Source organism: Bacillus sp. L75 (genome assembly GCF_003676355.1).
GTDB classification, from domain to species: Bacteria; Bacillota; Bacilli; order Bacillales; family Bacillaceae; genus Bacillus; species Bacillus velezensis.
In genome coordinates, this window is the sequence record NZ_ML064905.1 from 18526 (window position 1) to 40262 (window position 21737).

General features: G+C 45.8%; 19 protein-coding genes and 1 riboswitch. Of the genes, 12 read left to right on the forward strand and 7 right to left on the reverse strand.

From position 1 onward, the window contains the following. Positions 1-134 precede the first annotated feature (134 nt). From D5S11_RS10810 to D5S11_RS10835, 6 genes are all read left to right on the forward strand, one after another. Positions 135-1151, forward strand: coding sequence for an FUSC family protein (locus tag D5S11_RS10810; RefSeq protein WP_128424621.1), 1017 nt, complete (start codon positions 135-137; stop codon positions 1149-1151). A gap of 69 nt (positions 1152-1220) precedes the next feature. Continuing rightward, positions 1221-2237, forward strand: a complete 1017-nt coding sequence (locus tag D5S11_RS10815) for an XdhC family protein (RefSeq protein ID WP_108725215.1) — start codon at positions 1221-1223, stop codon at positions 2235-2237. Beyond that, the gene (locus tag D5S11_RS10820) at positions 2234-2854 is read left to right on the forward strand and encodes an NTP transferase domain-containing protein (protein WP_108725216.1); all 621 of its coding nucleotides are present in this window, start codon (positions 2234-2236) and stop codon (positions 2852-2854) included. The genes D5S11_RS10815 and D5S11_RS10820 overlap by 4 nt, the downstream gene beginning before the upstream one ends. A 5-nt stretch (positions 2855-2859) precedes the next feature. After that, positions 2860-5190 (forward strand): xanthine dehydrogenase family protein molybdopterin-binding subunit, encoded by a 2331-nt coding sequence (locus D5S11_RS10825; protein ID WP_007407865.1) that lies wholly within the window; start codon positions 2860-2862, stop codon positions 5188-5190. Beyond that, complete coding sequence (locus D5S11_RS10830; RefSeq protein WP_108725217.1) at positions 5177-6019, forward strand: FAD binding domain-containing protein; 843 nt, start codon at positions 5177-5179, stop codon at positions 6017-6019. Before D5S11_RS10825 ends, D5S11_RS10830 begins: the two co-directional genes overlap by 14 nt. Further along, positions 6012-6470, forward strand: coding sequence for a (2Fe-2S)-binding protein (locus D5S11_RS10835; protein WP_015418586.1), 459 nt, complete (start codon positions 6012-6014; stop codon positions 6468-6470). Before D5S11_RS10830 ends, D5S11_RS10835 begins: the two co-directional genes overlap by 8 nt. 37 nt (positions 6471-6507) lie before the next feature. On the opposite strand, the gene fbp is transcribed toward D5S11_RS10835, so the two are convergent. Beyond that, positions 6508-8433: a fructose-1,6-bisphosphatase gene (gene fbp / locus D5S11_RS10840; RefSeq protein ID WP_108725218.1), complete on the reverse strand. Its 1926-nt coding sequence runs from the start codon at positions 8431-8433 to the stop codon at positions 6508-6510. A gap of 298 nt (positions 8434-8731) precedes the next feature. Beyond that, a riboswitch (glycine riboswitch) is annotated at positions 8732-8812 on the forward strand. A gap of 145 nt (positions 8813-8957) precedes the next feature. Here fbp and D5S11_RS10845 point away from each other — a divergent pair. After that, a complete protein-coding gene (locus tag D5S11_RS10845; protein WP_017418527.1) occupies positions 8958-10304 on the forward strand; it encodes an amino acid permease in 1347 nt (448 codons plus the stop codon). 139 nt (positions 10305-10443) lie between these two features. Beyond that, on the forward strand, positions 10444-11676 hold the full coding sequence (locus D5S11_RS10850) for a Fic family protein (protein ID WP_108725219.1): 1233 nt from the start codon (positions 10444-10446) through the stop codon (positions 11674-11676). A 44-nt stretch (positions 11677-11720) separates the two neighbouring features. Here D5S11_RS10850 and ahpF read toward each other — a convergent pair whose 3' ends face one another. Continuing rightward, positions 11721-13250 (reverse strand): alkyl hydroperoxide reductase subunit F, encoded by a 1530-nt coding sequence (ahpF, locus tag D5S11_RS10855; protein WP_025650071.1) that lies wholly within the window; start codon positions 13248-13250, stop codon positions 11721-11723. A 13-nt stretch (positions 13251-13263) separates the two neighbouring features. Beyond that, positions 13264-13827: an alkyl hydroperoxide reductase subunit C gene (ahpC, locus tag D5S11_RS10860; RefSeq protein ID WP_004393188.1), complete on the reverse strand. Its 564-nt coding sequence runs from the start codon at positions 13825-13827 to the stop codon at positions 13264-13266. A gap of 298 nt (positions 13828-14125) precedes the next feature. Between ahpC and D5S11_RS10865 the strand changes: the two genes are divergently transcribed. After that, a complete protein-coding gene (locus D5S11_RS10865; RefSeq protein WP_108725220.1) occupies positions 14126-14812 on the forward strand; it encodes a VOC family protein in 687 nt (228 codons plus the stop codon). 36 nt (positions 14813-14848) lie between these two features. On the opposite strand, the gene D5S11_RS10870 is transcribed toward D5S11_RS10865, so the two are convergent. From D5S11_RS10870 to D5S11_RS10880, 3 genes are all read right to left on the reverse strand, one after another. Beyond that, entirely contained in the window at positions 14849-15304 is a 456-nt protein-coding gene (locus D5S11_RS10870; protein ID WP_014419310.1) for an RDD family protein, read from the reverse strand. Between the two features lie 69 nt (positions 15305-15373). After that, a complete protein-coding gene (locus D5S11_RS10875) occupies positions 15374-16540 on the reverse strand; it encodes an MFS transporter (protein ID WP_108725221.1) in 1167 nt (388 codons plus the stop codon). Positions 16541-16618: 78 nt separating this feature from the next. Next, entirely contained in the window at positions 16619-16930 is a 312-nt protein-coding gene (locus D5S11_RS10880; protein ID WP_007407855.1) for an ArsR/SmtB family transcription factor, read from the reverse strand. Between the two features lie 142 nt (positions 16931-17072). Between D5S11_RS10880 and D5S11_RS10885 the strand changes: the two genes are divergently transcribed. Both D5S11_RS10885 and D5S11_RS10890 read left to right on the forward strand, forming a co-directional pair. Further along, positions 17073-17492, forward strand: coding sequence for a DUF5391 family protein (locus D5S11_RS10885; protein WP_038464489.1), 420 nt, complete (start codon positions 17073-17075; stop codon positions 17490-17492). Between the two features lie 130 nt (positions 17493-17622). Continuing rightward, positions 17623-18843: an outer membrane protein assembly factor BamB family protein gene (locus D5S11_RS10890; protein ID WP_089072494.1), complete on the forward strand. Its 1221-nt coding sequence runs from the start codon at positions 17623-17625 to the stop codon at positions 18841-18843. A gap of 37 nt (positions 18844-18880) precedes the next feature. Here D5S11_RS10890 and D5S11_RS10895 read toward each other — a convergent pair whose 3' ends face one another. Beyond that, the gene (locus tag D5S11_RS10895; protein WP_108725222.1) at positions 18881-20218 is read right to left on the reverse strand and encodes an aldehyde dehydrogenase family protein; all 1338 of its coding nucleotides are present in this window, start codon (positions 20216-20218) and stop codon (positions 18881-18883) included. 141 nt (positions 20219-20359) lie between these two features. Between D5S11_RS10895 and D5S11_RS10900 the strand changes: the two genes are divergently transcribed. After that, positions 20360-21517, forward strand: a complete 1158-nt coding sequence (locus D5S11_RS10900; RefSeq protein WP_038460482.1) for a TetR/AcrR family transcriptional regulator — start codon at positions 20360-20362, stop codon at positions 21515-21517. Positions 21518-21737: the final 220 nt, after the last annotated feature.

The following is a 21737-nucleotide window of genomic DNA, read 5'->3' on the forward strand; positions in this document are numbered from 1 at the left end:
CCAACCCCAAAAAGAAGCCATCATTCAAGAATCCCCCTTCAAACAACAGCTTCTTCCGCATTTCCCATATGTCAGTATAAATCCCTTTGCGTCACGGAAACCTAGTGGAAAAGGTCTCTGAAAGGAGGGGGCGTATGATGAAAAGTGAAAAAATTCAAAACAAAACATCTTTGGTTTGGAAGATGGCGATTGCATCTGCTGTTTCGTGGGAAGCGGCAAAACTAGTTGGCTCTGATCACCCCTATTTAGCGCCTCTTTCTGTTATCTTATGTTTGCAGCCAACGATAGATCAGTCAATTCGCTTTTCTTTTCATCGTATTGCGGGAACTGCGATTGGGATCATGCTAACGTCCTATCTTGTCAGTCACTTGCCAATGAATGGCTGGATGCTGGGGCTGTTCCTATTAGGCGGTACTTACATTGCGAAGTGGTTACGAATAGATGTAACGGTTCTACATCAGGTAGCGCTCACCATTTTGTTGGTCTTTACGTTTGAACGAAACGCTAAAGATTATGCATTCGACCGAATCATCGATACGGTGATCGGCGTCATCATTGCCATACTGGTTCACATGTTCCTTTTTCCGCCGGACTACACAAAAAAGGCAGCGGACTCTTTTCAAACATTGGCTCGTCAGCTTTCCGGCACACTTTCAGACCTTTCCAAATGGGTGCAATCAGAGTGGGGGCAAGGAAAAGGGAACCTTATGGCGTATAGAATGAACAATCTTCTGCAAGAGCTGCATATGACAAAAGAGATGCTGCAAACAGCCTCTGACAGCTTAAAATTCAACCCCGTCAGAAAAAAACATAAAAATATCATTTCAAGCTATCAAATTGAGATGCAAAAGTTGAACGCCGGATTTGAGTATCTATCAAATATAGTGAAAACGTTAAAAGAATGGGAAAAAGAAGGAGCTTTATCTTCAAGTGACAAAAGGGAGCTGGGGAATGATTTACAAGTGTTAAGTGAATACTTTGCGGGCTTTAAAGGCATACAACAGGGTGAAACAGACAATTGGAAACAGAAGGAACAGGACATGTTATTGGAATCTCTCCGTTCCGACATGCTGTCGCACGCGCCGCCCGGTCATAAGGTCTATAAAGACTCTTTTTTTTTAGAAACGAAAAAATTGCTGAAACGTTTGTAATGTTTTCTGGAAAAAAAGAATACGGATATACAGATGCAGATATGATCAGGTAAAAGCGGGGGACATGAAATGGATGATATACACCGGATTTTGGATGTCATCGCCAATTCTAAAAAAGCTAAGGTACTGGCTACCATCATTAAAGCAGAGGGGTCCGCTTATAAGAAAGAAGGGGCTTCGATGTTGATTTTAGGGGATAAAACAAGAGTTGGAATGTTATCCGCCGGTTGTCTGGAAGAAGATCTCGTTGAACGGTCGGAACAGGTCTGGGTTGCAGGAGAGCCGTTGATTGTCCGCTTTGATATGAGTGCGGAGGACGATTTATCCTGGGGACAGGGCATTGGCTGTAATGGTGTTTTGACGGTTTTACTTGAGCCTGTAAAAGGAGAATTGGAAAGACATCTGATGACAGTCAAGACATGCTTAGATGAAAAAAAGTCTGTGACCCAAATGAAACGATTCACTAAAACGTTAGAGCTGAAGGAAGATCTGTACATAGTGGAAGACGGCAGCGTGTTTGGAACCGGGGATGTTATGGAACAAGGCCGTATTCAAAAACTGAGACAGACGGAAAAGGGAATCAAGAGGGATGAACATACCTCTGATTTATTTTTTATCCATCAGATGGTGCCAAAACCTTGTTTATATGTCTTCGGAGCAGGGGAAGATGCGAAGCCGTTAGTTTCGTTGGCAGCTCATGCGGGCTTTCATGTGACGGTGATTGACTGGCGTCCCGCTTTATGTCATCACGGCCATTTTCCTGAAGCCGGCCATTTGATAACAGGGGCACCGGAAGAAGTCATGGAAGGCCTGAGCATGACAAAAAGGGATTTTGTTGTCATTATGACGCACAGCTTTCAAAAAGATCAGATCATTTTACATACAATAAAAAACGAGAATGTGTTTTATAAAGGCGTTTTAGGCCCCAGAAGGCGCACGGAGCGGCTGTTAGGCGGGGCAGAGATTCCGGCAGATATTCATTCCCCTATCGGCCTTCCCATCGGGGCACAAGGCCCTGAAGAGATTGCTGTAAGTATTGTCGGCGAGATGATTAAAGAAATGCGAACACAAAGGTCTCGCTTATGAAAACAGCAGCCATTTACCTGGCAGCCGGTACAAGCAGACGCATGGGGACGGATAAGCGAAGTTTATTTCTGAATGGAGTCTCCCTCGGAAGTATGGCTCTTAAAAATGCCTTGTTATCTGAATTAGATCATATTTTCGTTATAACGGGAAAGGGAGATCCACTGCATTGGCTTTCGGATTTTTTCTTTTTAGATCCCATATCAAATAAGTGGAGTCAGGCAGAATGTGAGCAAGCGGATAAGGGCCAAGGCCATTCCATACAATGCGGTTTACAAAAAGCGGCAGAGTACGAGGCTGACGCCGTTATCATTCTCCTTGCAGATCAGCCGTTTGTCACCGCAGATATCATCAATACGTTAATTGATTCCTATCAGAAGGAGCACCGTTATTTATTTATCGCCGCTGAAAATCAATATCTTCCTATGCCCCCCATTTTATTCTCAAATCAATGTTTTCCAGTATTGCTTCAGTTAAAGGGAGATCAGGGCGCCCGGCATGTCATCCGTGAAAGTATGATCAATATGGGAAAAATGATCAGCTTTCAAGACCCTTTGCTTTTTTATGACGTCGATACAGTTGAAGATTATACGCTGCTGCTGAATAAATTCGGGGAGTGAATGAGTTGGAGTATATCGGGAAGAGTGTCATTCGAAAAGAGGCCCTTGAAAAAGTGACGGGTAAAGCGAAATATACGGATGATTTTCAAGAAACAGGCATATTACACGCAAAAATGCTGGTCAGTCCATATGCGCATGCCGATATTGTGTCTATGGACTTTTCAGAAGCTTGGAAGATTCCCGGCGTGAGAGCGATATTGGGTGATGAACCTTTTCCGCTTGCAGGTGAAGAAATTAAAGACAGATCGCCGATTGCCTATAAAAGGGTCAGATACCATGGTGAGCCGGTTGCTGTTGTTGTAGCGGAAAATCCAATTACAGCTAAAAAGGCAGCGGATGCCATCAAAGTATCCTATAAACCTCTTCCCGTCGTCAATTCCCCCCGTGAGGCCTTTCAAAAGGATGCGCCGCTCGTCCATGAAAATGCGGACCGCTATGAGAAGACAAAAGGTGTATTCCCGGTTCCGAAGACAAATATCGCAAACCTGGATAAGGTTAGAAAAGGAAATATTGAAGATGGGTTTAGGGAAAGTGATGTGACAGCAGAATTCCAAATTTCCTTTAACCCTTCTGATCACGCTGCGATGGAAACAAGATGCTCGATTGTTGAAATTCGGGCGGATGAGGAGATTATCATTACCACATCCTCTCAAGCTCCTTTTGCCATTAAAAAATTAATGGAGTGGTATTTTGGAATTGAACCCGGAAAGGTGATCGTCAAAACGCCTTTAGTAGGAGGAGCGTACGGGGGAAAAGCAGCCGTTCAGTTAGAGGTGATTGCCTATTTGGCATCAAAAGCAGTCGGAGGCCGGCCCGTCAAATTGTTTAATACGAGAGAAGAGGATCTGATCACATCTCCCGTTCATATCGGGTTGGATGCCATTGTCAAATTAGGGGCTACAAAGGATGGAATCTTAAAGGCGGCGGACATTCAGCTTTTATTTGATGGCGGAGCGTATTCTGATAAAGGAGTGGACATCAGCCGGGCTGCGGTGGTTGATTGTACGGGTCCGTACGCGATCGATCATATACGGTGTGATTCATATTGTATGTATACGAATCATCCATATCCAAGTGCATTCAGGGGCTACAGCCATGCTGAAGTGTTATTTGCCTTTGAGCGGACGATGGATGTATTGGCGGAAAAGCTGAACATGGACCCATTAGAACTCCGCTATAAAAATGCCATTCGCCCCGGTGACACCACACCGACTCAAGTTCTTCTCAATTCAAGCACGGTCGGAAATGTGCCGAAGTGCATTGAAAGATTGAAGGAATTAATGAATTGGGACGAGGGACAGCGAATTGAAATCGATGGCCGGAAGATACGGGCGAAGGGAATCAGCTGCATTTGGAAAACCTCAACATTTGATACAAATGCAACGTCCGGGGTGATTCTAACCTTTAATCCCGATGGAAGCATTAATTTGATGTCAGGGGTAGTGGAAATTGGAACAGGGACAAAAACAGTGCTAGCCCAAATCTTAGCGGAACGAATGAAAATGGATATAAGCAAAATTCACGTAAAAATGCTTATAGATACACAAACAACACCCGAGCATTGGAAAACCGTGGGGAGCAGAGGGACGTTAATGGCCGGAAGAGCCGTACTGAATGCAGCGGAGGAAGCCATTCGAAAGCTGAAAGACGTGGCATCATGTGTATTGCGGGTTCCTGTCGAGGAATTGGAAGTGGCCGACGGAAAGGTTTATTTTATAGATCATCCTTCTGTACATGTTGAAATAAAAGACATTGCTTACGGATATACCTTTCCAAATGGAAATACCATTGGCGGCCAAATCATTGCGAGCGGCAATTACACATTAACCCGGATGACGAATTTAGACCGGGAAACGGGAAGAGGGAAGCCGGGACCCGAGTGGGCTGTCGGTGCTCAGGGAATTGAAGTTGAGTTGGATAAACGGGATTATACGTATCGAATTACAAAAGCCTATTCTGTTGTGGATATAGGAACTGTACTGAATGAAAAAGCTGCTAGGGGTCAAGTGATGGGGGGGATGAGTATGGGAATCGCATTTGGAGGAAGAGAAACCTTTGTATTTGATTCATATGGCAGAGTATTAAATCCTCAGCTTAGAACATACCGCCCCCTTCACTATGGAGAGCAGCCTGAATATATCATTGAATTTGTTGAAACCCCGCATGTGATTGCGCCTTATGGGGCGCGCGGCGGCGGGGAACACGGACTGTTGGGGATGCCGGCAGCATTGGGAAATTGCCTTTCCGCCGCTTTAGGTGTCCAATTGAATCAACTTCCTCTCATTCCCGAACGATTATGGAGGACGCAAGAGGGGTGGAAAGATGATACCGTTTGATTTTGATTATTTTAAACCGAAGACCATTCAAGAAACAATCAATCTATTTCACTCGCTTGCGGCCGAAAAGAAAACACCAATGTATTATTCCGGCGGCACGGAAATTATCACGTTAGGAAGGCTGAATATCATCTATACGGATGCGGTGATAGATCTGAACGCGCTTCCGGAATTTCAAACCATCCGCTTTTATGAAAATGATTTGGTGATCGGAGCGGGCGTGTCATTAACGAAACTGGAGGAAGAAAATCCATTTCCGCTATTAAGTAAAACAGTAAGTGAAATAGCCGATCGGACGACTCGAAATAAGATCAGCCTGGGCGGAAACATTTGCGGGGGCATCTATTACCGTGAGGCCGTGCTGCCGTTGCTGATTTCTGATAGTTTGATAGGGATTGCAGGGAGAGCGGGGATTCATTACCGTCCCATAAATAAAGTATTTAACAAGGAAATACAGTTGCAAAAAGGTGATTTTTTATTTCATGTCGTTGTCGATCGAGCGTACGTTGACCTGCCATTTGTCAGTATCAAAAGAAGACAGCAGTGGAATGTCGGATATCCATTGGTGACAGTCTGTGCGCTGAAAAAAGATGATGAGATCAGAATGGCCTTCAGCGGCGTATGTCCATTTCCGTTTCGTTCTGCTGAAATGGAGGCTGTGCTTAACGATAAAAACCGATCAGCAGAAGAAAGAGTGCGCAGGTCTTTACAGTATGTACCCAAACCCGTTCTTGATGATGCAGAAGGCTCAAGTGAATACCGAATGTTTGTCTTGCAAAATACAATTTTAGATGCCTTACGGGAATTAGAAGGAGGTCCAAATGTCTGATCCTATTACGTTGAAAGTAAATGGCGAGGAAAGACAGATTACGGTCAGGCCGGCTGATACTTTGTTATTTGCTCTTCGTCTTCGTCTCGGATTAACTGGTGCAAAACCGGGCTGCTTAAATGGGGATTGCGGCGCCTGTACGGTATTAACGGACGGGGTGCCGATGAAATCTTGCTTAATGCTTGCGGCAGAAGGGGAAGGAAAGGACATTACGACAATTGAAGGACTGATCAATACACCGATTCAAAAGGCTTTTATTGAAAAGTTCGCGTTTCAATGCGGTTATTGCACACCGGGTTTTCTCATGAATTGTCATGCTTTGGTGAATACTGAGCCGAATGCAAGTGATGACACGATAAAAAATTGGCTGGAGTCCAATATTTGCAGATGTACGGGTTATAGGGAGATTGAAGAAGCGGTTAAATCCGTTTTACATACAGGGAAACCGTAAAAAAAGAGCCCAGAGAATCATCTCTGAACTCCATTCTTCATTTCATATACCGATACTCTCGCAGTTTCTCCAAAATCGCCACTTCTTTCATCAGTTCTTCACCGACGTTTGTTTCTTTCACTTTCTTCCGCTCCAGCTCTTTGTCGACTAATCGTTTCACTGTTAAGACGTCGGTTCCGGTGCTCAGCACTTCGGCCTTGGAGTTAAAGTGTTTATGGGCGACGAGCTGCATGCCGTAAGAGTTGTATAAGAGCGTGTAGCCGGCGATGCCTGTTGTGGATTGGTAGGCTTTGGAGAAGCCGCCGTCGATGACGATCATTTTTCCGTTTGCCTTGATCGGATCTTCGCCTTCGATTTCTTTTACCGGTGTATGGCCGTTGATGATATGGCCGTGATCTGGATTAAGGCCGAATTCCTTCAGGATGTTTCGGCAGGCTGCTTCGTCTTCGCGCAAATAGTAATACGGGTTTTTCTTTTCTTTATGCGTTTCCTTCTCTTTAATGAAATACCGCTCAAAGGTTGTCATGGCGCGTTTTCCGAAGAGGGAAGAGTATTCGCCTGTCCATAAGTACCAAGTCATATCTGTCGCCAGATCTTCGGTTTCTTCCGGATGGGCAAACGCTTCCCGTAAGAACCGTTCAAATACATCGAGCAGCTCTCGGCCCGCATAAGCTTTATCCTCTATCATCATCGTTTCCATGCTGCCGTTTTCATCGACGGGAATACAGCCGTGAATCAGCAGGTTGCCGTTATATTTTAAATAAAGGCTGCCTTTTTTCATCATAAAATTCATATGGCGGCCCAGCTTTTCGGAGTTCTGAACAGAGAACAGCAGCTTGTCCATGACTTCTGCTTCTTCTTCTAACAGCTCGTCAGGCTGTTTAGGATTCACCGTCGCAAAGCAGGTGTTTTCCAGTTGATATGTTTTTCCGTTCAGCGTGATTTCATTGCGGTCATAATCGATCTTTTCCAGTAACAGCCGTTCCTCCATATTAAAGTTCGGCCGTCTCTTAATAATCGGGCTCTCAAGCTTGAATTGGATCATCGCGATCGCCTGATGAATTTTTGTGATTTGTTTAATCTCATCTTCCGGTCTGTTTTCGTCCGCTTTCGGGCGGAAAGACGGGTTATCATCGTAATATTTTTCGGCAAGGTTCAATAGCGGTCTCAGATTGATGCCGTAAACGTCTTCAATAATATCCAGATTGTCATAGCGGGCACAGATGCGGATAATGTTTGCCAGGCATACTTTTGAGCCGGAATAAGCGCCTATCCAGAGAACATCATGATTCCCCCATTGAATATCCACTGAATGATAGTTGATCAGTTCTTCCATGATCTTATCCGGCTGCGGTCCGCGGTCATAAATATCGCCGACAACATGCAGATGGTCGACCACCAAACGCTGCGTGCTGTAGGCAAGGCCGGTGATCAGCTTATCGGCCTGGCCGAGCGCAATGATCTGTTCTATGATTTCGGAATAGTATTGTTCTTTGTTGGCGGCTTGTTCTGTTTTGTACAGCAGCTCTTCAGAAATATAAGCAAATTGGGCGGGCAGCGCTTTGCGCAATTTGGAGCGGGTGTACTTGGAAGAACAATAAGAAACGAGCTTAATCATCCGGTGAATCGTTTCTTTATACCACTCGTTTAATGCCTCTTTCGTATCAAAGTCATGTTTGATCAGCTTCAGTTTGTCCTCAGGATAATAGACCAAAGCCGCCAGTTCATCAATTTCTCTATCGTAAATGACGCCGCTGAAAATATCGCGGATCTTCTCTTTTACCCTTCCTGAACCGTTCCGCAGCACGTGCTGGAATGCCTGATACTCCCCGTGCAGATCACTGACGAAATGCTCGGTTCCTTTCGGCAGGTTCAGTATCGCTTTCAGATTAATGATTTCCGTGACCACTTTTTCTTCACAATCGTATTTTTGTGCGAGCAGATCTAAATATTTCGTTTCCAATCTCGTCCATCCCCTTTTTATTTACGAGCAATTGTATGATAAAGTGAATTTAAAGTATGACATAATGTTTAAATGATTAGACCTTATATGATAGTACCGCATAACGCCTTTTTGATACAATGAAAACGGAAAATACGCGCTTCAGGCATCAAAAATTGGACCGGGATAACGCCGTGCAGCTCATCCCTCTATTGACAATGCATTCAACTTCCATTAAAATAAAAAGTTAGCTGATAGGTGTTTCTATCAGAAACTCAATACGTAGCAGGCTATGATTGCTGTGGGTCGAACTACAGCAGGAGCGGCTTCTGGAGAGACCGCGGGTTTTCCGCGGCGCCGAAGGGTTCACAATCTCAGGCAAAAGGACAGAAGAGTACCGAATATGTATTTGTCATGCTGTTGATTGTCAGCGGCGCAGATATAATTTGATATTCTTATGACCATGAGATTGGAGGGCATCCAATCTCTTTTTTTATTGGCTTTTTTTGCTCGTCGTTCACTAGAGAGGTAAGGAGGAGTCAGATGTGGAGCAGCGAGAGCTAAAGAGGGACTTATCGAATCGGCACGTGCAGCTGATCGCCATTGGCGGCACGATCGGCACCGGATTGTTTTTAGGGTCTGGTAAGGCGATTCAGCTGGCGGGTCCTTCTATCATCTTTGCGTATTTTATTGTAGGTATTGCGCTTTTTTTCGTCATGCGGGCGCTGGGAGAACTGCTGTTATCTAAAGCGGGCTACCAATCATTAACGGATATTGCCGAGGCGTATTTAGGGCCGCGTGCAGCGTTTGTCACCGGCTGGACCTACTGGTTTTGCTGGATTATGACGGCTATGGCGGATGTGATCGCCGTCGGTGTGTATGTGAAATATTGGTTTGATATTCCGCAGTGGATTCCGGCACTTATCTGTTTGCTCATTTTATTAGGGCTTAATCTGTTAACGGTTAAGATTTTTGGAGAATTGGAGTTTTGGTTCGCCTTAATTAAGGTAGTCACGATTCTCGCGTTAATTGTCATCGGGGTGGTTCTGCTGGTGATTGGGTTCAAAACGCATACCGGAACGGTTTCAGCGGCGAATCTGTGGGAGCACGGCGGCTTGTTTCCGAACGGATTTTCAGGCTTTTTGCTTTCGTTCCAGATGGTGATCTTCGCCTATGTCGGTGTGGAATTAGTGGGTGTGTCGGCGGCGGAAACGTCAAATCCGAAAAAAAATATTCCGTCCGCTATCAATAAAATTCCATTGCGGATTTTATTTTTCTACGTCGGGGCATTGCTCATTCTTTTATGTATTAATCCGTGGATGCAGCTGAATGCGGCGGAAAGTCCTTTTGTAAAGACCTTCAGCCTGGTCGGCATCCCGTTAGCCGCGGGAATCATTAATTTTGTCGTATTAACGTCTGCCGCTTCTGCTTGTAACAGCGGGATGTTTTCAACAAGCCGGATTTTGTATAACTTAAGCAAAACGAAACAAGCGCCTGCAAGTTTTGCGAAGCTGAATAAAAATCATGTGCCGAGCCGCGCATTATGGATATCGGTTATTGTGCTGTCAGCTGGCGCTCTTTTAAGCAAATTGATACCGGAAGCGGCTTTTGGCATCGTGACCACCATCAGCGCGATTTGTTTCATTTGGGTGTGGGGCGTGATTCTTGTCTGTCATATCAGATACAGGAAAACCCGTCCGGACTTACATGCAAGCTCGTCTTTCAAGGCGCCGTTTGCGCCGTTTATCAATTACGCCGTGCTGGCGCTGTTTGCCGTCATTCTGGTGATTATGCTGTTTGCGGATGTAACGCGCCCGGCTTTGCTGCTGACGCCGCTGTGGTTTATTGGATTATTTCTTATCTATCGGGCGAGAGGGAGAAAGACAGATTGAATTGCTTCAGACGGTGTACTGCCATGCAGTATGCCGTTTTTTGTTTTGATTGGAAAGCGAGAATATTTGTTAGAAATCAGGCTATAATGATTGTATAATTTAAAAAAGTGTATAATTTTAAATTAAGCGAGGTGATGATATGAAGTATGAGAAGTTATCTAAGCTTTTTTATAAAATGGATGCTGATTCATATGAGAAAGAATTTAAAAAGAGAACAAGCAGCTATGGCAGTTATTCAACATCATTAAACATACGGGGGTTCCGAAAAGGCCGACCCACGGACGATTCATTTGAGCTATTTTATGTGAATACACATAAACTCATGAAGCTGAATAATGAAGTGTTGTTAAACAGTTCCAAAATTTCATCCCTTATCAGTCAGCTCCCCGAATTTGCCGTCAAACCTTATTTTGATAAATTAATTATTAATGAAGCACAGAGTAATAATGAAATTGAAGGAATCCGCAGTACAAAAAAAGAATTGAAAGAGGCTCTTAAAGCGTTAGAACAATCCGAGCCCTCACATAAGCGGTTTGTCGGATTGATGAAAACATATCAATTTATAGACCGAATTCCGTCGTTTACAAGCATTCATGACTTTAGGGAATTATATGACGAGCTGGTCGCAGATGAAATCGGAGCAGAAGATGCGCCGGATGGTGAGCTATTCAGAAAAGGCTATGTTGAAGTGAACGATGGGAACATGACCACCCATATCGGCGTTAATTCTGAACAGAAGATAACAGAAGCGCTTGAGGCTTTAATTGCTTATCTTCACGATGAAACACATCCCCAGCTGTATCGTTACATGACAGCTCATTACTACTATGAATACATTCATCCTTTTTATGACGGCAATGGAAGAACAGCACGCCTTATCGTTGGGAGTTATTTGTCCCGATACTTAGAAAAATATTCAGCCATCACTTTTTCTTACGCAGTTAATAAGAATAAAGATAAGTATTATAAGGCATTAGAGGAAATTCCCGCACCTTTAAACCGGGGAGAGTTGACTTTTTATTTAATGGATATGCTGGAATTGCTTCTGTCAGGACAAAAAGGAATTATTGAGGATCTTGAATTTAATTTAATGAAACTGAAACGAATTAGGAACTATATTGATAGCGATCAATGGGCTGATTATAAAGATGAACGTGATATTTTTAATATCATTATCACGATTAATGTATTTGTAAATGATCAGGTTACGCTGTCGGTGCAAGATTTAATGGAGCTCTCAAATAAATCGAGACATAAAATTAACAGAGTAATGGATTATTTAGAACAGCAAGGATTTGTTGAGCTGGTAAGCAGAAGGCCAAAATCTTATAAAATCAGCGAGGATTGTTTAGAGGAAATACTGCCTTCTTAATTAGTATATTTAAAAAAGCCGCCATTCATATGGCGGCTTTCACATTAATTCCGGATCAAATAATCAAATGCGCCTAAAGCGGCAGTTGCACCTGATCCCATGGAGATAATGATTTGGTTGTACGGGCCGTCTGTGCAGTCCCCTGCGGCAAATAGGCCGGGAACGCTTGTCGCGCCGCTCTTATCAACGATGATTTCGCCGATGCGGTTGCGTTCGACCGTTTCGTCTAACCATTCTGTATTAGGCACGAGGCCGATTTGGACGAATACACCTTGGAGTTCAACGTGTTTTTCTTCGCCTGTTTCACGGTCAACGAACGTAATACCGTTTACGTTTTGGTCGCCTGTGATTTCTTTCGTTTGTGCATTTTTGTGCACAGTGACGTTTGGCAGGCTGTAAAGACGTTTTTGCAGGACTTCGTCTGCTTTCAGTTCAGGCGCGAATTCCAGCACAGTCACGTGATTGACGATACCTGCAAGGTCAATCGCCGCTTCGATTCCGGAGTTTCCGCCGCCGATAACGGCTACGTCTTTGCCTTCGAACAATGGTCCGTCACAGTGCGGGCAGTATGCAACACCTTTGTTTTTGAACTCTTGCTCACCAGGTACGTTGACATTGCGCCAGCGGGCACCTGTTGAAAGGATCACTGTTTTACTTTTCAGTACAGCGCCGTTTTCGAGTTCAAGTTCGAAGAGGTCTTTTTTCTCAAGGCGTTTCGCGCGCTGAAGGTTCATGACGTCAATATCATAATCTTTCACGTGCTCTTCAAGGCTTGCAGCGAGCTTCGGTCCTTCAGTCGCTTTGACGCTGATGAAGTTTTCGATGCTCATGGTGTCGAGTACCTGGCCGCCGAAGCGTTCAGCGACGACACCGGTGCGGATGCCTTTACGCGCCGTGTAGATGGCCGCGCTTGCGCCGGCAGGTCCGCCGCCGACAACAAGAACGTCAAACGGCTCTTTGTCGGCAAACTCAGACGCATCTGCGCCGCTGCCCATTTTTGCGAGAATCTCTTCGATGGTCATACGGCCGCTTCCGAAAGATTCACCGTTTAAGAAAACAGTCGGAACAGCCATGATGTTTTTGCTTTCTACTTCTTCTTTGAATGCCGCGCCGTCAATCATTGTATGAGTGATATTCGGGTTGAGCACGCTCATCATGTTTAATGCTTGGACGACATCAGGGCAGTTGTGGCACGTCAGGCTGATATAAGATTCAAAGCGGTATTCTCCGCTGATGTTCTTAATCTGGTCAATGACCTTTTGATCAGCCTTAGGCGCTCTGCCGCTGACTTGAAGCAATGCCAGCACTAATGATGTAAATTCGTGGCCGAGAGGAACACCGGCGAATGTAACGCCTGTGTCTTCTCCGGTACGATTAACGCTGAAGCTCGGTGTTCTGTTTAATTCAGTTTTTTCAACTGAAATTTTAGATGACATGGAAGCCAGCTCGTTAACGAGAGCCAGCATGTCCTTAGAAGTGTCATCGTCACCGGCGCTTACTTTGAGAACAATGTCGTTCTCAATTAGCTGCATGTATTGATTTAATTGTGCTTTGATATTTGCATCAAGTACCAATGGAATGCACTCCTTAGATTTTACCTACCAAATCAAGGCTAGGTGTAAGTGTTTCGCCGCCTTCTTCCCATTTAGCCGGGCAGACTTCACCTGGGTTTTGACGAACGTATTGAGCTGCTTTTACTTTGTTTACAAGGTTGCTTGCGTCACGGCCGATACCGCCTGCATTGATTTCAACTGTTTGGATAACGCCATCAGGATCGATGATGAATGTTCCGCGGTCAGCAAGACCAGTTTCTTCGTCAAGAACGTCGAAGTTGCGGGAGATCGTTTGAGATGGGTCACCGATCATTGCGTAAGTGATTTTGCCGATTTTTTCAGAGCTGTCATGCCAGCCTTTGTGTACGAAGTGAGTATCTGTAGAAACAGAGTATACTTCAACACCTAATTCTTTCAGTGCAGCGTATTGTCCTTGAAGATCTTCAAGTTCAGTCGGGCAAACGAAAGAGAAATCCGCTGGGTAGAAGCAGAAAACGCTCCATTGACCTTTCAAATCTTCGTTTGTTACATCGATGAATTCACCGTTTTTGAAAGCTTTTGCTTCGAATGGCAGTACTTCTTTTCCGATTAAAGACATAATATCTTCCTCCTGAAATGTGATTTGAAATATATTAAAAAGACAAAGCATTCACTTTATCTTTCAATAATAATTCTAATTATATATAGATTATTAAATAACATTTATTTTTTGTCAAGCTATATGGGGTATTATTTTCTGCTTTTTTTGCTTTAGATGTTTAAAAACGCCTGGTATAAGCGGTTTGGCGCTGTTTGTCATGTGTAGCGCCGGGCGAAAGGGGGATTCTCAATTGGTGAATCGAAACAGTAGGAATCAACCCTTCTATATGGCAGTATAAACCAAAGGGGGTATGATCATGCAAATAAATCACATTACTTTGTACAGTTGTGCGTTGGAGGAGACGAAACACTTCTATGAACGGGTGTTAGGTTTTCCTTTAATTGATGAGTCCGGTGATTCGTTTACCATCAAGGCGGGAGAAAGTGAGTTGGAATTCAGGCGCGCCGATTCTCACTCTCATCCGACGTATCATTTCGCGTTTAACATTCCGAATAATCGTTTTGATGAGGCGAAGGCGTGGATAAAGGATAAAGTCGTTTTTCAAACGGAAGATGGGGAGGATGAGGTGTATTTCTCTCATATTCATGCGCGTTCCTTTTATTTTAAAGATCCGTCCAACAATCTGGCGGAATTCATCGCGAGAGAAACATCGCCGCCAAGCGCGGAACATTTTTCGATTGAGTCCGTTCTGAATATCGGCGAGGTGAATCTGACGGCTGCCGAAGTCGTATCAACCGGGAGAAAGCTGCAGCGTTTCGGCATTCCGGTGAGAAAGCATGCGCCTCTTAGGGAAAACGGGTTTCATTTTATGGGTGATTACAATGATGGGGCGTTTTTGCTTTTAGGGCCGAGCGGCCGCCGCTGGATTTTTTCTGATCAGCATGCGGAGTTCCATCCGCTGTCTGTTATTGTGAACGGGACGATCCGCATTGAGGCTGACGGAAAGGGCGGCATTGACATCAGGCGGGCACAGCCGTCATAAAAAAGCCCGGGCTCAAAAGGCCCGGACTTGGGGACATTATTTATAGACAACACGGGTGCTGCACATGATGTCGTGCAGCGTTTTTTTCTCTCCGAAGGCGCCCATGATGAAACCGATATAAAGAATGAGCTTAGATATGATATATGCGAAAGCGCGTCCGAAGGCCTGGCCGATGGATATCCGTCCGCCATCCTCATTGACGACCTTAAGGCCGAGCAATGCTTTTCCCAGTGTCCCCTGCATCTTTGAGGCCGTGAGCAGGCTGAAATATAAGATACTGATCACAAAAGAGCTCGCAAGAATCGGGATGACGCCGAACACCAGAAAAGAGATGTTAAACTGATTTTCGGTCATGAAGGGGTCAGCCGCCGCAACGCCTGCCGCAAATAAAAAAGAGACCATAAATTGAATGATAAAAATCGGAATTCCTATGATGATTTGATCAATGACGTAAGCCAGAAACCGAATCCAAAATCCTGCCGGTCTTTCCATGTATCTTTTTCTCTCCCTTGTTTTAATCTGGAATATTATACGTAATCATTCCGGATTTTGCAACGGAGCTTAAGCTTCTGCGAGCAGCCTCTTTCCCCATGCCAAGCGTCCCATGATCAGCCCGAAAGCCAGAAGGGCAAACATGATGCCGCACCACATCAGCTGATGGATTCCCAAATGTGAAATAAACCAGCCGCCCGCCGCCGTTCCGATGGTGATGCCGAGGTTGGAAAAAGAGACAAACAGGCTGTTGCCGAATTCGGGCGCCTCCTTTGCTTCCGCAGTAAGCCATGTCTGGCTGACAATGAGACCGCCGGAATGAACGGCGCCCCATACGAAGACGAGGACGGCCATCGGCGCGAAAGACGTCCCAAACCCGTATATGAGCAAGTAGGCGGCTGTATAAAGAAGCGGAAACAGGATGACGGTCTTTTTCATATTTTTATATAACAAAGCGCCGAAGACGAAATTCCCGGCTATCATAATCACTCCGAAGCTCATCAGCATGAAGCTGACCCATGTGCCGTTCATATGGGACACCCGTCCGAGGTACTCCGCAAAATAGCTGTAGACAGAAAACATGGCCGCAAAGAGACAGGTGACGGCAGCGATATTGAGCCACAAAGCCAGTTTGCGAAGGATGCCGAGCTGACTTCTGAAAGACATTTTTTCTGTGACCGGCATGGATGGCAAAAAGAGAAGAATGCCCGTGAATGCGATGAGACTGATGATAGCGCCGAATAAGAAGGCGGCTTCAAGGGAGAGACGCTCCGCCAGATAAGACGTGAAAGGCACGCCGAACGCAAAGCCGGCGGTGATGCCTGAAAAGACTTTCGTTACGGCTTTTCCGGATTGGCCGGCGGGGACAAGCCGGGCCGCGGCCGCAAGCCCTACAGAAAAGAACACCGGGTGGCATAAAGCCGGAATGATCCGAAACGCCAGCATGACACTGAAATGCGCCGTATACGCGTAGACCGCATTTGAAACGGCAAACATCAGCACCGCCAAAAGCAGAATGACTTTCCGGTTTATGCCTGAAGCAAGCAAGGTCAAAAACGGCCCCGACACAGCGACGATGAATGCGAAAATACTGACAAGCCACCCCGCTTTTGAAGCGGTAATTTGAAATCTGTCCGCCACTTGCGGAAGAACCCCGATGATGCCCATCTCGGTCGTAATAATCCCGAAAACCCCTAGGGCCAAAAATAGAATGAAGATGGAACTGCTTTTTTTCATTGTTATGTATACCTCCTTTTATAACTACATATACAGAAAAATAGATATGTTAGAACAAAAAAAGCCCTCCTTTCATGGTTATAGCTGGTGCTGAACATAGTCAGCAAAGGCTTTAATTTGTTTTTCATTCCTTCTGTAATAGGTCCACTTCCCGATTCGTTCAGATTCCAGCAGGCCGGCTTTTTGCATGGTCAGCAGGTAGCTGGAGATGACGGACTGCGCAAGCCCCGACTTTGCCTGAATATCACCGACGCAAATTCCGGTGCGGAAACTGAGTCCCTGATCAAGATAAGGTCTTTCATCAAAATGGTCTTCCGGGTGTTTAAGCCACGTCATAATATCACTTCGTGTTTTGTTAGATAGCGCTTTATGAATCAATATCGGTTCCATAACGTTTATTATATCTATTTTTCTGGATTTGTAAATTCGTTTTTAACAAAACATTCTCAAAGTAACTAAATATCGTGCTAAAATATAACATATTATCAGATTACCGGTAAAAAAGCCGGGTTATTGTCAGGAGGATATTCACATGAATCAAAAGAAAAAAGGTGCGGTTGCGATGACCTTGCTTTCCGCTCTGCTGTTTTGTTTATTGCCGGTCATCGGCTCGCTTTCTCCGTTTGCAGAAACGGGGCCGAACGCGAATCGTTTTAATTCCGCGGGCATGTGGGCCGCCGTCGGTCAGATCCTTTTTATATATGCGGTCCCGCTCATTATGTATATTCTCGGTGTTCGTGTCATGAAAATCATCATGGCCGTTTTTTGCGGAATCGGGCTTCTCATTTGCGCGGCTGTCTTTTTGGTAACGTTATTGGTCGTAACTTCTTCGGAACAGGAGCTGTCTCTTTATTACGGCCTTCTCGTTTGGTCAGGCGCGGCTTTTATCGTCAATGTGGTGTGGTATATTGCCGCGTTTCGATCATCCCCGAAGCATCAGCAGGCTATGTGACATTTGTTCTATAAATCTGCCGAAAATACAAATATTTCATAGGTTAATTATGGTATGATCGAAGTGATATAGCAGCTTTTAATAGAAACGGGAGGAACTAACATTGAAAAAAAAGACAGCTTCATTGCGAATGAAAACATTGGCGGCCGGCGCTGCGGTTGCTGCGGCTTTATCTGTGGGAGCGGTTTCTGATCTGCCGGGGGCAAAATGGCTGCATCCGGCGGCTGCTCAAGCTGCGGAAACGGTATTTAAACAAAATCATGCGGCATCCGGTTTCTTGGCGGGACGGTATGACGCGCAGGCGATGTCTCCGACGATGTTCAACTGGTCAAGAGAAAGCCGGTTTACAAGCACTGCCGATGGCGCGTTAAAATGGGAAAAGAATGTTCCGGCCAATCCTCAAAACGGTGCGGGCGCCGCGGTTGACGGGGACGGCACCGTATTTATTCAATCAAAAGACGGGAAGCTGACGGCGTATCATCCGGACGGTACTGTGAAATGGGTGACGGAAAACCTCGGGACGACCTATACGCTGACTCCGGTGCTCGGAACAAACGGTGTCATTTATCTTCCTTCTCACGATAAAAAACTATATTTCATCGACAAAGAAACCGGAAACATTTTAACATCGGTTCCGCTGAGCGGAGCGCCTAGTTCCGATGCGGCTATCGGCTCTGACGGCACGCTGTATGTGTCGACGCTGGATAACTATATCTATGCGATTAAACCGACGTCGCCTTCGACATGGACGCAAAAGTGGAAGTTTAAAACAAACGGCGTGGTCGGCTCCGCTCCCGTGTTAGCGTCAAACGGCACGCTATATACGGCAACGTACAATAATATCTTTTACGCAATTAATTCCGGAACGGGCCAAGTGAAATGGTCAAAAACGACGTCCAACGGGTTTAAAGGCTATCCGGTTATTGATAGAGACGGCACCGTTTACGCCGGAAACCAGGACGGCAACTTATACGCCTATACATCAACGGGTGCTGTAAAGTGGACGTTCCCGTTAAACGGTTTCTCCAGCTCTTCATTAGCGATCGACCATAACGGCAATGTGTATATCGGTTCCGGAAGCGGCGAGCTGTTTTCCATCAGCAAAACCGGCAATATGAACTGGTCTTTCTATACGGACGGGCCTGTGAGAACGGCGCCGCTGATTGATGCGGACGGCAATGTGTACTTCGGTTCTGACGATAAAAATGTCTATGCGGTTGACGCTGACGGTAATGAAAAATGGCGCTATCAAACAGACAGCAATGTCATTTCCTCCCCGGTTCTGGCTGAAGACGGCACGCTTTACGTCGGCACTTATACGAAACTGCTCGCATTCGGGGCAAAAAAATAATAAAAAAGAATCCGCGTCATCTGCGCGGATTCTTTTTTTATTTAGAGGCTTGAATAAATACGCCTTTTTCATGAGAAAATTCTTTAAAGCCGTACACACCGTGATATGAACCGATCCCGCTCGTATTGACACCGCCGAACGGAAGGTTGACGTCAGTGAAATGAACGACGACATCATTGACAGAAGCATTGCCGGATGTCGTATGCTGCAGCACATAATCGATCTGCTCCTGATTATGGCTGAATACATACAAGGCAAGCGGCTTGTCCCGTTCAGTGATGTAATCAACGGCTTCACTGATATCTTCGTAATTCATAATCGGCAGAATCGGTGCGAAGATTTCTTCCTGCATGATCTTCATATCAGGCGTGACGTTTGTCAGCACGGTCGGAGAAATCGTGCGGTCATGCGCATCGAATACGCCGCCGAACGCCGTCTTCGCCCCTTTTTCAATGGCGTCATCATACAGGGCTTTGACACGGTTAAAGTTGCGGTCGTTGACAATCTGCGTGAATTTGTTGCGGTCAACCGTATGATCATCCTCCATAAAACCTGCATTGACAATGGTTTGCAGGAGATCTGTAAAGGTGTTCTGCACTTCTTTCTTCATAAGGAGATAGTCAGGTGCGATACATGTTTGCCCCGCATTGACAAATTTGCCGACGGCGATTTTTTTCGCCGCGTCCATTAAATCATAGTCGCTGTCGATGATCGTCGGGCTTTTTCCGCCAAGCTCAAGCGTGACGGACGACAAGTGCTTCGCCGCTGCCGTCATGACGATTTTACCGACATTCGTGCTTCCGGTGAAGAAAATGTGGTCAAACGGCTGGTCGAGCAGTTCTGTGGCGACATCGACCTCACCTTCAAAAATGGCGACTTCTTCTTCGTGAAATGCCTCGCGAATAACTGTCGCGGCGATATGGCTCGTCTCCATCGTAAAATCGGACAGCTTCACAATCGCACTGTTGCCGGCCGCAATGGCAGCCGCAAGCGGAGCCATCGTCAGCATAAACGGATAATTCCATGGGCCGAGAATTAAGGTGACGCCTTTTGGCTCATACATTAATACGCCGTCAGCGTCGGGGCTGACGGATGAGCCGACGCGTTTCGGCGCCATCCAGGTGTCGAGATTGTTCATATTATCTTTAATCGCCTTGATCGTTCCCTGCGTTTCCGCTCTTTTCACCTCCTGATAAGGCTTGCGGACGTCCCGTCTGATTGCCTCAATGATTTCTTCTTCATGTGCGGTGACGGCATCTAAAAAGCGCTGAAGCTTTTCTCTGCGCTGCCCGGCTGTTGAAGCACGCAGCGTTTTTTGATTTTTTTTCTGAAGCTCAAAGACGCGTTTGATGTCTGCTTTTATATGCTGATCCATCGGTCTTCCTCCTCTGGTTGCTTTTTTGTTTCTTCAGGGCCTATTATAATGTGGTGTGTTTTTGCGGCAAAGACAGCGTAAACACATCTATACGTTACCGTACAAATTGCGGTGATCTGTCTAATGAAAGGAGTGTCTCTTATGCCGGATTCTGTGACAACTGACATCAAACAAGCGCTTTTGGCCATGCTTGGAGAGCGGGATATCCGCCGTGTGACCATGAAGGACATCGCCGAACGGGCGCGTGTGAGCCGGGGGACACTGTACCTTTATTACGAAGATAAATATGCGATTTTAGAGGATATAGAGGAAGAAATGAAAGACGGGCTGAGCGAAGCGCTGTATGATTCACTGAAGAATAAAGATGTGCTTCATTTACATGGCGGATGGCAAAAAGTGCATCCGACCCTGTCTTTTGTTGACCGGCATCGGGTGTTTTTCCAAACGATGATGGATCGCAATAAAATGCCCTATTTTCACTTTCATGCTTTTTTAAAAGATGTGTTCCGGCATGATGTGCTGCTGTCACCGGTCAATGCGGATTTCTCACCGACTGAACAGGATATGTACATTCATTACCGCGCTTTATACACGTATGCCATTGTGTTGTACTGGCTGAATGAGGAGCCCGGGGCATCCCCGGAAGCGATCAGCGGACAGGTGTGGGATTTGATTTCTCAAAAACGGTTTTACTGGCTGTTCGGCCGCCGGGTGCCGGAACAAGAAGAAAAAAAGCCCGCCGACCGCCGGGTGACAAGGACGAGGCAGGCCTTGCAAGAAGCCATGATCGGCTTAATGGCGGAAAAAAAAGAATACGCGGCGATTACGATTTCCGATATTGCCCGTCAAAGCAACCTCCGCCGTGCCACTTTTTATGACCATTACGCCAACAAAGAAGCATTGCTGAAAACGATCATCCATCAATCATGCCGGGATCTGATCGGATTATTGACGGTAAAAGGAGAGCCTGCCGATTGCTCCATGGAAGAAGCGGAAGCCGCGCTCGTCCGTCTCTTTTCGGCACTGTCGGAAGGCCTGCCGCTCGTCCATTTTCTGAGAGAGGGCTCCGGAGTGCCTGACGTCATTCCGGAAATGTTCAGAGCGCTGCAATCGTTTTATCTTCATCAGCCTCTGCACATTCAGGCGGGCAAAAAACTCTATGCATATTATGTCGCGTCCATGCTCGCCGGCTTGATTCAATATCGTCTTCATGAAGGAAAAGACCACGCGCCGGACATGCTGGCCCGGGAGTTTCTGCAGTTTTTGGATGTAAAGAAGTATCGGGTGATTTTGCTGTGAGGATGATGAAAAAGAACTCAGCCGAAAACAGGCCGGGTTCTTTTTTGCTGTTTTCATTGAGAAGTGCCGATATGAAGTGTCCGGCTTTATCCCTCATAAAAAAGATACCTTCCATATGCCGCCTGATCAGCATTCTGCCGCCAAACATGACAAATGTCATATTCGGGGCATGATGGCTGCTACTACAACCGCCGCGAGCGCCTCGGTATACTTGGAATCA

Excerpts from the sequence above, each read along its gene's own strand:
- ahpC (WP_004393188.1), bottom strand. The coding sequence starts at position 13,827 with ATGTCTTTAATCGGAAAAGAAGTACTGCCATTCGAAGCAAAAGCTTTC.
- D5S11_RS10830 (WP_108725217.1), top strand. The coding sequence starts at position 5,177 with ATGATACCGTTTGATTTTGATTATTTTAAACCGAAGACCATTCAAGAA.
- D5S11_RS10835 (WP_015418586.1), top strand. The coding sequence starts at position 6,012 with ATGTCTGATCCTATTACGTTGAAAGTAAATGGCGAGGAAAGACAGATT.
- D5S11_RS10850 (WP_108725219.1), top strand. The coding sequence starts at position 10,444 with ATGAAGTATGAGAAGTTATCTAAGCTTTTTTATAAAATGGATGCTGAT.
- D5S11_RS10815 (WP_108725215.1), top strand. The coding sequence starts at position 1,221 with ATGGATGATATACACCGGATTTTGGATGTCATCGCCAATTCTAAAAAA.
- D5S11_RS10890 (WP_089072494.1), top strand. The coding sequence starts at position 17,623 with ATGAAAACATTGGCGGCCGGCGCTGCGGTTGCTGCGGCTTTATCTGTG.
- D5S11_RS10875 (WP_108725221.1), bottom strand. The coding sequence starts at position 16,540 with ATGAAAAAAAGCAGTTCCATCTTCATTCTATTTTTGGCCCTAGGGGTT.
- D5S11_RS10870 (WP_014419310.1), bottom strand. The coding sequence starts at position 15,304 with ATGGAAAGACCGGCAGGATTTTGGATTCGGTTTCTGGCTTACGTCATT.
- D5S11_RS10900 (WP_038460482.1), top strand. The coding sequence starts at position 20,360 with ATGCCGGATTCTGTGACAACTGACATCAAACAAGCGCTTTTGGCCATG.
- D5S11_RS10865 (WP_108725220.1), top strand. The coding sequence starts at position 14,126 with ATGCAAATAAATCACATTACTTTGTACAGTTGTGCGTTGGAGGAGACG.
- D5S11_RS10895 (WP_108725222.1), bottom strand. The coding sequence starts at position 20,218 with ATGGATCAGCATATAAAAGCAGACATCAAACGCGTCTTTGAGCTTCAG.
- D5S11_RS10880 (WP_007407855.1), bottom strand. The coding sequence starts at position 16,930 with ATGGAACCGATATTGATTCATAAAGCGCTATCTAACAAAACACGAAGT.
- D5S11_RS10885 (WP_038464489.1), top strand. The coding sequence starts at position 17,073 with ATGAATCAAAAGAAAAAAGGTGCGGTTGCGATGACCTTGCTTTCCGCT.
- D5S11_RS10810 (WP_128424621.1), top strand. The coding sequence starts at position 135 with ATGATGAAAAGTGAAAAAATTCAAAACAAAACATCTTTGGTTTGGAAG.
- D5S11_RS10820 (WP_108725216.1), top strand. The coding sequence starts at position 2,234 with ATGAAAACAGCAGCCATTTACCTGGCAGCCGGTACAAGCAGACGCATG.